Annotated in this window: 12 protein-coding genes and 1 pseudogene; 9 read left to right on the top strand and 4 right to left on the bottom strand. The window is 56.0% G+C overall.

All coding sequences use genetic code 11. The features are described from left to right. Positions 1-158: 158 nt before the first annotated feature. From FEZ21_RS00060 to FEZ21_RS00050, 3 genes are all read right to left on the bottom strand, one after another. The gene (locus FEZ21_RS00060; protein ID WP_003439695.1) at positions 159-431 is read right to left on the bottom strand and encodes a TfoX/Sxy family protein; all 273 of its coding nucleotides are present in this window, start codon (positions 429-431) and stop codon (positions 159-161) included. 247 nt (positions 432-678) lie between these two features. Next, the gene (locus FEZ21_RS00055) at positions 679-1,020 is read right to left on the bottom strand and encodes a pentapeptide repeat-containing protein (RefSeq protein WP_003439697.1); all 342 of its coding nucleotides are present in this window, start codon (positions 1,018-1,020) and stop codon (positions 679-681) included. Between the two features lie 90 nt (positions 1,021-1,110). Continuing rightward, positions 1,111-2,667, bottom strand: coding sequence for a bifunctional aminoglycoside phosphotransferase/ATP-binding protein (locus tag FEZ21_RS00050; protein ID WP_160626183.1), 1,557 nt, complete (start codon positions 2,665-2,667; stop codon positions 1,111-1,113). Positions 2,668-2,784: 117 nt separating this feature from the next. On the opposite strand from FEZ21_RS00050, the gene mrcB reads away from it, so the two are divergent. From mrcB to msrQ, 9 genes are all read left to right on the top strand, one after another. After that, positions 2,785-5,109, top strand: a complete 2,325-nt coding sequence (gene mrcB / locus FEZ21_RS00045) for a penicillin-binding protein 1B (RefSeq protein ID WP_003439701.1) — start codon at positions 2,785-2,787, stop codon at positions 5,107-5,109. 16 nt (positions 5,110-5,125) lie between these two features. Continuing rightward, positions 5,126-5,875, top strand: a complete 750-nt coding sequence (locus FEZ21_RS00040) for a M48 family metallopeptidase (protein WP_003439704.1) — start codon at positions 5,126-5,128, stop codon at positions 5,873-5,875. After that, the gene (locus tag FEZ21_RS00035) at positions 5,875-6,204 is read left to right on the top strand and encodes a YqcC family protein (protein WP_010656976.1); all 330 of its coding nucleotides are present in this window, start codon (positions 5,875-5,877) and stop codon (positions 6,202-6,204) included. Before FEZ21_RS00040 ends, FEZ21_RS00035 begins: the two co-directional genes overlap by 1 nt. A gap of 432 nt (positions 6,205-6,636) precedes the next feature. Next, positions 6,637-8,361: an acetolactate synthase 3 large subunit gene (locus tag FEZ21_RS00030; RefSeq protein ID WP_010656977.1), complete on the top strand. Its 1,725-nt coding sequence runs from the start codon at positions 6,637-6,639 to the stop codon at positions 8,359-8,361. 2 nt (positions 8,362-8,363) lie between these two features. Next, the gene (ilvN, locus tag FEZ21_RS00025) at positions 8,364-8,855 is read left to right on the top strand and encodes an acetolactate synthase small subunit (RefSeq protein WP_003439709.1); all 492 of its coding nucleotides are present in this window, start codon (positions 8,364-8,366) and stop codon (positions 8,853-8,855) included. 50 nt (positions 8,856-8,905) lie between these two features. Beyond that, positions 8,906-9,922 carry a ketol-acid reductoisomerase gene (gene ilvC, locus FEZ21_RS00020; RefSeq protein ID WP_003439711.1) on the top strand — a complete coding sequence of 339 codons (1,017 nt, stop codon included), beginning with the start codon at positions 8,906-8,908 and terminating at the stop codon, positions 9,920-9,922. Between the two features lie 145 nt (positions 9,923-10,067). After that, positions 10,068-10,925, top strand: a complete 858-nt coding sequence (pssA, locus tag FEZ21_RS00015; RefSeq protein WP_003439714.1) for a CDP-diacylglycerol--serine O-phosphatidyltransferase — start codon at positions 10,068-10,070, stop codon at positions 10,923-10,925. Positions 10,926-10,988: 63 nt separating this feature from the next. Then, positions 10,989-12,002: a protein-methionine-sulfoxide reductase catalytic subunit MsrP gene (msrP, locus tag FEZ21_RS00010; protein WP_003439717.1), complete on the top strand. Its 1,014-nt coding sequence runs from the start codon at positions 10,989-10,991 to the stop codon at positions 12,000-12,002. Then, entirely contained in the window at positions 12,002-12,616 is a 615-nt protein-coding gene (msrQ, locus tag FEZ21_RS00005) for a protein-methionine-sulfoxide reductase heme-binding subunit MsrQ (RefSeq protein ID WP_003439721.1), read from the top strand. The genes msrP and msrQ overlap by 1 nt, the downstream gene beginning before the upstream one ends. An 85-nt stretch (positions 12,617-12,701) precedes the next feature. Here msrQ and FEZ21_RS22560 read toward each other — a convergent pair. Continuing rightward, positions 12,702-12,896, bottom strand: a pseudogene (locus FEZ21_RS22560) (hypothetical protein); the annotation flags it as partial.

Here is a 12,896-nt window from a genome sequence, read left to right as displayed (position 1 = left end):
CGTGATTAGCCTGATGAGGAGATTTTCTGAGAGTCCGAACCAAGGGCCTTTCAGAAGATCGACTGGTCTCGCGACCAGATGGCGTAATCATAACAATTCTCATTTCCATGTCAACAACTGTTTATTGGCTTTTCTGGAAGTCTTTGTAAATGGTCGTTTCAGCCTTTGTTGCCAGCCGATAAAAGCTCCACCTGCCGATTCAGCGCCTCTTTGCGTTCTGCGGGAATATCGTTCCAGTGAACATCCTGTAATGCCCCTTCTATTGCGTACAGCAGCACTTTTGAGGCTCTGAAGCCCCGGGCCTTGACCGCCCGATAAGCATTGGCAGCACCCAAGCGCTTCAAATCCGAAGCGTTGTGAATGCCCACTGCGTGTAGCCATTGCGACGACGTTTTTCCAAGATTTTTCAAATGCTGGAGTTCATCGTTCATCAGCCCTCCTTGCGACGGCGTGAGCTCAGCGTTTACGGGACGAAACGATTCCTACAGAGTGTAGCGCTAGGCGGAAAAATCGCCGTTCTATAGTCGTTTTTGGAACTAGCAGCCAGAGACGAGGCGTACGGATTGCGCTAAAGGAATGTCTGCACCGACTTGTGAGGCAGAGGGCAGAGCGTTTGAATCGAATGGACTTGCCCGGTCGACAGCTGTGATAGGGCCAGAGGCAGGTGTCGTATTTGCTTTACCTGGTGCGATAGCGCAGGCGGGTGCCGAGCTTAACTGACATCAGAATCTCATCTGCCGTCAGTTCTACCGGAAAGTACGCACCCGAAATTTGTGCGTGCGCCAGGCTGGCCCCTTCAATACAGGCGTTACGCAAATCCAGGCCGCGCAGGTCGGCTGAACGGAAGTAGCCATCGGTAAAATCCACGGCATCGGCATTCAGCTCGCGTAAATCCAGTCCGCGAAAGTCTCCGCCGCGCATGTCGACAGGACCGGCAGGTCGCTGCTGGTTGAAGCCGTCGATGTCGTCTTCGTGGAGCAGCGCATAGAGCGCCGAACTCAGCAATGTAGGGCGGCTCATCAGGTTGCCTCCTGCAGGAATTAAGTGACACTATAGTGCCACTACGGGCGTGCCGTGAAACCTTTATGGATGCACGGCACGCCCGAGCAGTTACAGGCCTGGCAGGCGCTGACGGATGTCAGCAATCAGAGTGTCGAGGCTTTTGCTGTTGTGGGTTTCAACCCGCTTGCTGCGCAGAATTTCATCAGCGCTCAACGCCTCGCGGCTGGCTTGTTGTGCCTTGACCACTTCCAGGGTCGCGTCGGAGGGGTCGGTACCAATGCTTTTACGATGTGCCAGCCAGCCTTCGATCACTGCGTCCGGCGCGGTGCAATCGAGGATCAGGCATGGCACGCCGGTGGCCTCTGCCACTTTGGCGGCGGCATCGCGCTGCTCGCGCTTGAGATAGGTGGCGTCAATGACCACGGGGAAACCTGCCCGCAGCACGGTCCCGGCCAGTTCGTGGAGCTTGTTGTAGGTCGCAACGCTGGCGTCTGCGTTGTAAATACCGTCGCCTACCGCATTTTCGGCGGTTTGCTCGCCGAACAGTTGCTTGCGCACAACGTCAGAACGTAAACGAATAGCCCCCAGGGACTCGACCAGACGCATGGCCACAGAGCTTTTGCCTACAGCGGATACGCCGTGGGTAATAGTCAGGAAGCGAGAAGGAATCGTGCTGTAGCTTTCCGCCAGGTTGGCGTACTTGCGATATTGCTGCAGCGTGGCTTTGCGTTGAACCGGGCTGGCTTCGGCAGGCATGCTGAACAGGCTGACTTTGGCACGAACCAGTGCGCGGTAGGCTTTGTAGAAGTTCAGCAGCTCAAGCCCCTGGTAGTCGCCGGTCAATTCCAGATACTGGCTGACAAAACGTCGAGCCAGGGACTTCAGGCCACGGTCCTCAAGGTCCATCGCCAAAAAAGCGGTATCGGCATACACATCGGTAAAGCGGAAGGGCTCATTGAATTCAATGCAGTCGAAGATCACGACCTTGCCATCAATGATGGTGGCGTTGCCCAGGTGAATATCACCGTGGCATTCACGGATAAAGCCTTCGGTCTTGCGCTGTTCGAAGAGCGGTTTCAGGCGGGTGAAGCTTGCCTCTGCCCAGGCTTGTAGCGCGTCCAGCTGCAGCAAGTCAGCTTTGTCTGAAAGGAATGGGCGAATCTGCTCGAAATTCTGGCGAACCGGATCCATCACTGCTTCTGGCGTGCCCTGGTAGTGTTCCTGGGGAACCAGAGGCGCCTGGCTGTGGAAGCGGGCGATCTGTTGGGCCATTTCGTCGATATGGGCAGCAGTCAGTTCGCTATTGGCTTGCAATGTGCTGAGCAACTGGCTTTGCGGGAACTGGCGCATTTTCAGCACGTATTCCAGCGCCGGACCTTCGCCTCCCAGGACGGGGGCTTCAGGGGTACCGGTAATCGGCAGTACGTCGAGGTACAGGCCTTCAGTCAGGCGCTGGTTAAGACGCAACTCTTCATTACAGAAGTGCTCGCGGGCGCTGAGCTCGGTGAAATCAAGAAAGCCGAAATTGACCGGTTTTTTCATCTTGTAGGCATAAGGTCCGGTGAGGATGACCCAGGAGATGTGCGTCTCGATAACCTGAAATCCATCGACTTCATGCGGGTAGAGGTCCGGGTTCTTCAGGGCGGCAATCAGGTTCTGGCTCACGGTTGATCCTTCAAGGTTTAGAAAATTAATGGTCGCCATTATGGCTGCTGACAGCGGTAGTGCAAACCGCCGGGCTGCGCATGTTGAACATGAACAAAGTGCGTATAATCTCGCGCCATGACTCGTACCCGATCTCCTCGTTCCCGTAAAAAACGTCCTTCTGGCGGCCTGCGCCCTTGGCTGGGCTGGGCTCTCAAGCTCAGTCTGGTTGGCCTGGTGGTGCTGGCAGGTTTTGCCATGTACCTCGATGCTGTCGTGCAGGAGAAGTTCTCCGGCAAGCGCTGGACCATTCCGGCCAAGGTTTATGCCCGCCCGCTGGAGCTGTTCGTCGGCCAGAAGCTGAGCAAGACCGACTTCCTCACAGAGCTCGATGCACTGGGCTATCGCCGCGAAAGCGCGGTCAGTGGCCCCGGTATTGCTGCGGTTAACGGCAATACGGTTGATCTCAACACGCGCGGGTTCCAGTTTTATGAAGGAACCGAGCAAGCCCAGCAGGTTCGGGTGCGGTTCTCTGGCGACTACGTTGCCGGGCTTTCGGCGACCAACGGTTCCAAGTTGCCTGTGGTGCGCCTTGAACCATTGCTGATTGGCGGCCTTTATCCGAAGAATCTTGAAGATCGTATCCTGATCAATATTGATCAAGTGCCACCGTTCCTGCTCGATACGCTGGTAACCGTGGAAGATCGGGACTTCTATCATCACTTTGGTGTGTCGCCGAAATCGATCGCCCGTGCGATGTGGGTGAACACGTCATCCGGTCAAATGCGTCAGGGCGGCAGTACCCTGACTCAACAGCTGGTCAAAAACTTCTACCTGACCAACGAGCGCAGCCTGAGTCGTAAACTGACCGAAGCCATGATGGCGCTGCTGCTGGAGTTGCACTACGACAAGCGTGAGATTCTGGAAGCGTATCTGAACGAAGTATTCGTCGGTCAGGACGGACAGCGCGCAGTGCACGGCTTTGGTCTGGCCAGTCAGTTCTTCTTCAGCCAGCCGCTGGCCGAGCTCAAGTTGCATCAAGTGGCCTTGTTGGTGGGGATGGTCAAAGGGCCTTCAGCCTATAACCCGCGTCGTTACCCTGAGCGTGCGCTGGAGCGGCGCAATCTGGTGCTCGACCTGCTGGAACAGCAGGGCGTGGCGACAGCTGAACAGGTGGCTGCAGCCAAGAAAATGCCACTGGGCGTGACCAAACGCGGCAGCCTTGCAGACAGTTCATTCCCGGGCTTCCTGGATTTGGTCAAGCGTCAGCTGCGCGAGGATTATCGCGACGAAGACTTGACTGAAGAGGGGCTGCGCATTTTCACCAGCTTCGACCCGATCCTGCAAATGAAGTCGGAAGCTGCCGTCGGTGAGACCTTCAAACGTCTTACCGGGCGTAAAGGCTCGGATGAAGTCGAAGCGGCGATGGTGGTGACCAACCCGGAAACCGGCGAAGTTCAGGCACTTATTGGCAGTCGCGTACCTGGCTACGCGGGCTTTAACCGCGCGCTGGATGCTGTGCGTCCCATTGGCTCGCTAATCAAGCCGGCGGTATACCTCACTGCCCTTGAGCGGCCTAGCCAGTACACCCTGACCAGTTGGCTGTCGGATGATCCGCTGTCGATCAAGGGGGCGGATGGGCAGGTATGGAAGCCGCAGAACTATGACCGTCGCTCTCACGGGACGGTTTTTCTGTATCAGTCGATGATGAACTCCTACAACCTGGGCACAGTCCGGTTGGGTCAGGAAGTTGGCGTGCCTAATGTGCTCAAGACCCTGGCGCGACTTGGCGTCGAACGCGAGTTTCCGGCTTTCCCGTCCATGTTGCTGGGAGCTGGCGCGCTGAGTCCGATGGAAGTGGCGACGATGTATCAGACGCTGGCCAACGGCGGCTTCAATACGCCTATGCGCGGGATCCGCAGTGTCCTGACGGCAGAAGGTGAGCCGCTCAAACGCTATCCGTTTCAGATCCAGCAGCGCTTCGATCCGGGTTCGATCTACCTGATCCAGAATGCAATGCAACATGTCATGCGCGAAGGTACGGGGCGCTCGGTTTATAACGTGCTGCCTCGAAGCCTGGCGCTGGCGGGCAAGACCGGTACCAGTAACGATTCCCGTGACAGCTGGTTTGCAGGCTTTAGCCAGGATTTGCTGGCAGTGGTCTGGCTGGGGCGCGATGACAATGGCAAGACGCCGTTCACCGGAGCCACTGGCGCCTTGCAGGTATGGACCAGCTTTATGAATAAAGCCGATCCGTTGCCGCTGGACATGCCGCAGCCCGATAACATTGTTCAGGCCTGGATCGATCCGCATACGGGGCAGGGCTCTGATGCCAGCTGCCCGGGCGCGGTGCAGATGCCGTATATTCGCGGCAGTGAGCCACCTGCGGGGGCCAGTTGTGGCGCCCAGGCGCCTGCGACGGGCGATGCCGTGATGGATTGGGTCAAAGGCTGGTTGAATTAAGCAAAGAGGGTTTGACGTGAATAAGTGGTGGATTCCGGCTGTTTCAGCCCTGGCTTTGCTCAATGGTTGCGCCAGCGTGCCACAGGGTTCGATCCCTGTGGTCGACTCCGGTGTGCCGGTATCGAACAGTGAGCGTGTTTCGTCCCAGCGTACGGCGAATAATTATCCACAGGCTACTGCGCAACGGGCTGCGCAACCGCGGACGATTACCGAGGATTCGGGCGTGGTGGTAATGATCCCGGGTGGCGGGGCTAGCGTCTCGACACCGATCAGCAGCCAGCCCTTTACTCCGGGGCCTATTACCCCGGGCCCGGCTGCCGCGCCCATCAGTACTGGCAGCTATACGCCAAACACTGCGTACAGTGCCCCGGCACCGATCATCCCGAGCGGCGTTCCTTCCGGCATTCCGTCCAGCAGTGGCGCACTGGCTGCCGATGAGCAGCTGGATGGCCCGGTCTTGGCGCTGCTGACCACTGCTCAGCAGCAGCAGGCCAGTGGTGACCTCAATGGCGCTTCGTCGAGTCTGGAGCGGGCGCAACGTGTGGCGCCGCGTGAGCCGCAGGTGCTTTATCGTCTGGCCCAGGTCCGTATGGCCCAGGGCGATGCCGCTCAGGCAGAGCAGTTTGCCCGTCGCGGTCTGACCTTTGCCAATGGACGTCCGGACTTGCAGGCAAGCCTGTGGGGCTTGATTGCCCAGGCCCGTGAGAAGCAGGGCGACGCGGCTGGCGCGGCACTGGCCCGTCAAAAAGCCAAGGTGAGTCTCTGATGGATCCACGTTTCGCGTCGATTGCCGACCAGTTGCTGCTTATTGAACGTGAATTGCGCTTGCAGGGCTGGTGGGATGAAGTGTCCCCCGGCTCCGAAGCCTTGAGCAGCGTTGAGCCATTTTCCGTTGATACCCTGGACTTTCATCAGTGGTTGCAGTGGATTTTCCTGACAAGGATGAAACAAATCCTGGAGCAGGATCTGCCACTGCCAAAGGTGTCGGGGATTCTGGAGATGGCCGAGATGGTTTATGCCGACAGGCCGCAAGAGAGTCTGGGTCTGCGCTCAGCGCTGAAAAAGTTCGACCAACTGATTGTCAGCGCTGGTTAATTGCCTGACTGCCGACTTTTTCGGCAGTCTTGCGCATATTTCTACCACTTTGCGCCATTCAGGCGAGTTTTATCCCTCCTCAAGCCAGATTCTTCTACGTTCTCATGCGCTTTGATGGAAAAAAGCGCAATTACTGCTTGACTTGGGGGGGCTGAAACAGAAGAATCGAAAGTCCGCTGTAGAGGGACTGCCAGAAGCAGGCTCTCTCAGCAGATCATGAGGCGCACACCCGCGCCGACTTGTTACACCCGCAACGCGTTACCTCGCGCTGGGTGGGAAAACCCCGCAACATTTGGGGCGCTCCCAATACTTGCTCAGTCAGTGCTGACGTAGTCGGCGACCACCGTCGCTCATGCTCTGCTGAAAAGTAAACCTATTAAGACCCGTTCGCATTTTTGTGGACGGTATTCTGGCGTTTTAGAGGTGAACAACGTGGAGCTTTTATCTGGCGGTGAGATGCTCGTCCGCTTTTTGCGCGACGAAGGTGTCAAATATATCTACGGGTACCCGGGCGGTGCTCTCCTTCACGTATACGACGCGCTGTTCAAAGAGCCGGACGTTACCCACATCCTGGTTCGCCACGAACAGGCGGCAACCCATATGGCTGACGGCTATGCCCGTGCTACCGGTAAAGCCGGTGTAGTACTGGTGACTTCCGGGCCGGGTGCGACCAACGCCATTACCGGTATTGCAACCGCCTACATGGACTCCATCCCGATGGTGATCATTTCCGGTCAGGTGCCCAGCACCATGGTCGGAACCGATGCCTTCCAGGAAACCGACATGATCGGTATCTCCCGGCCCATCGTGAAGCACAGCTTTATGATCAAGCATGCTTCGGAAATCCCGGAGGTCATGAAAAAGGCGTTCTACCTCGCACAATCCGGCCGTCCTGGCCCGGTCGTGGTCGATATCCCTAAAGATATGACCAACCCGGCTGAAAAGTTTGAATACGTTTTCCCGAAAAAAGCCAAATTGCGTTCTTACAGCCCGGCAGTGCGCGGGCACTCGGGGCAAATCCGCAAGGCAGCCGAGATGCTTCTGGCGGCCAAGCGTCCGATTCTGTACGCAGGCGGCGGCGTTATCCTGGGCGGCGGTTCAGCACCTTTGACCGAACTGGCCAAAATGCTCAACGTGCCGGTGACCAACACGCTGATGGGCCTGGGTGCATACCCTGGCACTGATCGTCAGTTCGTCGGCATGCTCGGCATGCATGGCAGCTACACGGCCAACATGGCGATGCATAACGCTGACGTGATTCTGGCAGTGGGTGCGCGCTTTGACGACCGTGTCATCAACGGCCCTTCCAAGTTCTGCCCGAACGCCAAGATCATCCATGTGGATATCGATCCGGCATCCATCTCCAAGACCATCAAGGCAGACGTGCCGATTGTAGGTCCGGTGGAGAGCGTGATGAGCGAAATGGTCGCGATCCTCAAGGACATTGGCGAGAAACCGGATGCTGAAGCGGTTAACAGCTGGTGGAAACAGATCGACGAGTGGCGCGGTGATAAAGGTTTGTTCCCTTATGACAAGGGCGACGGCAGCAAGATCAAGCCACAAGCTGTGATCGAAATGCTCTGCGAAGTCACCAAGGGCGACGCTTATGTAACGTCCGATGTGGGTCAGCACCAGATGTTCGCTGCTCAGTATTACCGCTTCAACAAGCCTAATCGCTGGATCAACTCCGGCGGCCTGGGCACGATGGGGTTCGGCTTCCCGGCAGCCATGGGTGTGAAACTGAGTTTTCCTGACGCTGACGTTGCTTGCGTGACAGGCGAGGGCAGTATTCAGATGAACATTCAGGAATTGTCGACTTGCCTGCAGTATGACCTGCCAGTAAAAATCATCAGCCTGAACAATGGCGTTCTTGGCATGGTTCGTCAGTGGCAGGACATGAACTACGGCAGTCGCCACTCGCACTCCTATATGGAATCGCTGCCTGACTTCGTCAAGCTGGCTGAAGCGTATGGGCATGTGGGGATCCGCATCACTGATCTGAAAGATCTGAAGCCGAAGATGGAAGAAGCCTTCGCCATGAAAGATCGCCTGGTGTTCCTGGATATCCAGGTCGATACCAGTGAGCACGTTTACCCGATGCAGATCAAAGACGGCTCCATGCGCGACATGTGGCTGAGCAAGACGGAGCGTACTTAATCATGCGGCACATTATTTCCCTGCTTCTTGAAAACGAACCCGGTGCCCTGTCTCGCGTTGTCGGTCTGTTCTCGCAACGTAACTACAACATCGAAAGCCTGACCGTGGCGCCGACTGAAGACCCGACCTTGTCGCGTCTGACGCTGACCACTGTCGGTCACGATGAAGTCATCGAACAAATCACCAAGAACCTGAACAAGCTGATCGAAGTGGTCAAGCTGGTCGATCTGTCGGAGAGCGCTCACATCGAGCGTGAGTTGATGCTGGTCAAGATCAAGGCTACCGGTGCACAGCGCGCAGAGATTAAACGTACGACGGATATTTTCCGTGGCCAGATCGTTGATGTCAGCGCCAGTGTGTATACCGTGCAATTGACCGGTACAAGTGACAAGCTCGACAGCTTCATTCAGTCGATTGGTACCGCGTCGATCCTGGAAACGGTTCGTAGTGGCGTCACGGGCATCGCTCGCGGCGACAAAGTACTCAGCATCTAATAACTAACAATTAGTAAATGGCCTGAATGGCCTGGATATAAGGGAAAATCATGAAAGTTTATTACGACAAAGACTGCGACCTTTCGATCATCCAGGGCAAGAAAGTAGCCATTATCGGTTACGGCTCCCAGGGTCACGCCCAGGCGTGCAACCTGAAAGACTCCGGCGTAGACGTTACTGTTGGTCTGCGTAAAGGTTCGGCCACTGTGGCCAAGGCCGAAGCTCATGGCCTGAAAGTTACTGACGTTGCCAGCGCTGTTGCTGCTGCCGACCTGGTCATGATCCTGACCCCGGACGAGTTCCAGTCGGCGCTGTACAAGGACGAAATCGAGCCGAACATCAAGAAGGGCGCAACACTGGCCTTCTCCCACGGCTTCGCGATCCACTACAACCAGGTTGTTCCGCGTGCTGACCTTGACGTGATCATGATTGCGCCAAAAGCACCGGGCCATACTGTGCGCTCCGAGTTCGTCAAGGGCGGCGGTATTCCCGACCTGATCGCGATCTACCAGGACGCATCCGGCAACGCCAAAAACGTTGCACTGTCTTACGCCGCGGGCGTGGGTGGCGGTCGTACCGGCATCATCGAAACGACCTTCAAGGACGAGACTGAAACCGACCTGTTCGGTGAGCAGGCGGTTCTGTGTGGCGGTACTGTCGAGCTGGTCAAAGCCGGCTTTGAAACCCTGGTTGAAGCGGGCTATGCCCCGGAAATGGCTTACTTCGAGTGCTTGCACGAGTTGAAGTTGATCGTTGACCTCATGTACGAAGGCGGTATCGCCAACATGAACTACTCGATCTCCAACAACGCCGAGTACGGCGAGTACGTCACTGGCCCGGAAATCATCAACGCTGAATCCCGTCAGGCAATGCGCAACGCTCTGAAGCGCATTCAGGATGGTGAATATGCCAAGATGTTCATCAGCGAGGGTGCTACTGGCTACCCGTCGATGACCGCCAAGCGTCGTAACAACGCTGCCCATGGTATCGAAGTCATCGGTGGCCAATTGCGCTCGATGATGCCTTGGATCGGCGCGAACAAAATCGTCGACAAAGACAAGAACTAAGCAAAAAACCTATAGAGAAAACGCGGCCTAGGCCGCGTTTTTTCGTTTAAGCGGCGGCTTCTGGTATAAAGCAGGATAGTTTGCGGGTCGGTCTCGGTCTGCAAGCCTCTACTGAAACTTTCCATATCGTTGCAAGGTAATGTCCATGAGCGAACGTCCCGAAGAGCCAAAACAGGCTTCTGACGCCGATAGCCTGCTGCCTATCGATGAGCATGTCGAAGAAGGGCATGACGCTGAAGGTCGCAAAGTCCGGCATCGTGGTATCTATCTGCTGCCGAACCTGTTCACTACGGCGAACCTTTTCGCCGGCTTTTATTCCATCATCAACTCCATGAGCGCTCAAAGCGCAATGAGTGCAGGTGATGCTGCTGGTGCCAGCAAGTATTTTGCTTTTGCCGCTATCGCGATTTTTGTAGCGATGGTGCTGGATGGTCTTGATGGCCGTGTGGCCCGTATGACGAATACCGAAAGTGCGTTTGGGGCCGAATACGACTCCTTGTCCGACATGGTTGCCTTTGGTGTTGCTCCTGCCTTGCTGGCTTTTGGTTGGGCGCTGGGGGATATGGGCAAGGTCGGCTGGATGGTCGCCTTCATCTATGTAGCTGGTGCCGCGTTGCGTCTGGCGCGTTTCAACACGCAGGTTGGAACGGCTGACAAACGTTACTTCATTGGTCTGGCAAGTCCGGCTGCGGCGGGTGTGGTTGCGGGTATTGTCTGGGCGTTCAGCGATTACGGAATCCAGGGTTCGAAAATGTCGTTCCTGGTGGCCTTGCTGGTAGCTGCCGCGGGCATGCTGATGGTCAGTAATATCAAGTACAACAGCTTTAAAGAGCTGGATTTGAAAGGGCGCGTTCCTTTTGTGGCGATCCTGGCTGTAGTCCTGGTATTCGCTGTTGTGTTCAGCGATCCGCCGCGCATCTTGTTGCTGGCTTTCCTGGCCTATGCGGCCTCGGGACCGATCCAGTATTTGTTGCGTCTGCGCCGTAACAAAGCAGCAGAGTGATGTAATTTCTCCCGAACTCCGTAGTCTATTGGTGCATCAGTCCTCCAATACTACGGAGTTGTCATGCTCATCAAGCTGCCTAAAGCGTCCGACTGCAAAGAGTCGGACGTTACGCCTGAACCCTTCTATTTGTCCCGTCGTGCACTACTGGGTAGCTCCCTTGCCGGATTGGCTGTGGGTGCAATTCCGCGCTGGGCGAATGCAGATGATGCAGGCCGCTATGCCGGTGTAGAACCGGGCAAGGCGCCGGGCTGGTTTGCCGAGAAGCTGCCGCAGACCAAGTGGCAGGCAATCACGGTCAAGGACGAGGCGATCACGCCATTCAAGGATGCAACCCACTACAACAACTTTTACGAGTTCGGCACTGACAAGGGAGATCCTGCTCAGAACGCGGGCGCTTTGAAAACAGAGCCCTGGACGGTGGTGGTGGATGGCGAGGTGGGCAAGCCTGGGCGATACGCCCTTGAAGACTTTATGAAGCCTTATCAGTTGGAGGAGCGGATTTACCGATTACGCTGCGTTGAAGCGTGGTCAATGGTGATCCCGTGGATCGGTTTTCCAATCTCTGCATTGCTCAAGCAAGTGGAGCCGACCTCCAAAGCCAGATACATACGTTTTGAAACCTTGCAGGACCCAAAGGTCATGCCGGGGCAGCGCTCGGGATTTGCGTTGATTGACTGGCCCTATGTTGAAGGCTTGCGGCTGGATGAGGCGATGAATCCGTTGGCGATACTGGCGGTGGGCATGTATGGGCGTGAGTTGCCCAATCAAAATGGCGCACCGCTGCGTTTGGTGGTGCCCTGGAAGTATGGCTTCAAAAGCGTTAAGTCGATTGTGCGGATCAGTCTGGTCGAAGAGCAGCCAAAGACCACATGGCAAAGCATTGCTGCTGATGAATACGGTTTCTATGCCAATGTGAATCCGCAAGTCGATCATCCGCGCTGGACTCAGGCGCGTGAGCGGCGTTTGCCGAGCAGCCTGTTTAGTCCGAATGTGCGTGATACCCGGATGTTCAACGGGTATGCCGATGAAGTTGCTTCTTTATATACCGGTCTCGACCTCAGGAAGAACTATTGATGCGACTAGGTCTGTGGCGTGTAAGTGTCTTTATTGCTGCTGCTGTCTGGCCCCTGTTTTGGCTGTATGAAGCCTGGAGTTTGGCTTTGGGGCCTGATCCGGGGAAGGTGCTGGTCGATCGGCTTGGATTGGGGACGCTGATTCTGCTGTTGGTGACGCTATGCATGACGCCGATGCAGAAGCTCACGGGCTGGGCAGGCTGGATTGCAGTGCGCCGTCAATTGGGTTTGTGGTGTTTTGCGTATGTAGTCTTGCACCTGTGTGCCTATTTGACCTTCGTGTTGGGGTTCGACTGGTCGCAGCTGGGCGTGGAATTGCGCAAGCGGCCTTACATTATTGTCGGGAGTCTGGGGTTTCTGTGTTTGCTGGTATTGGCGGTGACTTCAAATCGCTACAGCCAGAGGCGTTTGGGGGTGCGCTGGAAGAAGCTCCATCGTCTGGTCTATGTGGTTTTGGGGCTTGGTTTGCTGCATATGCTCTGGATTGTGCGGGCTGACCTCAAGGAATGGTCGATCTATGCCTCTATAGGTATATGTCTGCTGCTGCTGCGCATACCTGCAGTGATGCGTCGAATTCCTCGTCTATATAAGAAGAAACCGGTATCGGTGGCCTGAATCTGAATTAGTCCTTGACTCAGAATTCCAACGGCCTATAATTCGCCCACTTCCGGCGCAGTCGAAACGGAAAACTCCTTGAGTTTCAATGAGTTGGACGGTTCTTCGGCAGTGTCAGCTTCAAGTCATCGAAGCAGGAAATGAGGTGTTGACAGCAGCGTGTAACGCTGTAGAATTCGCCTCCCGCTAACGAGAGATCGAAAGCGCAAGTGGTTGATGTTACAAAGGAAACTTTGAAAACATCTGAAAATAACCGCTTGACAGCAACAGAGGCTGCTGT

It is taken from the genome of Pseudomonas sp. 9.1(2019) (genome assembly GCF_009910445.1).
GTDB lineage: Bacteria > Pseudomonadota > Gammaproteobacteria > Pseudomonadales > Pseudomonadaceae > Aquipseudomonas > Aquipseudomonas paraversuta.
This window is presented reverse-complemented; position numbering and strand designations above follow the sequence as displayed.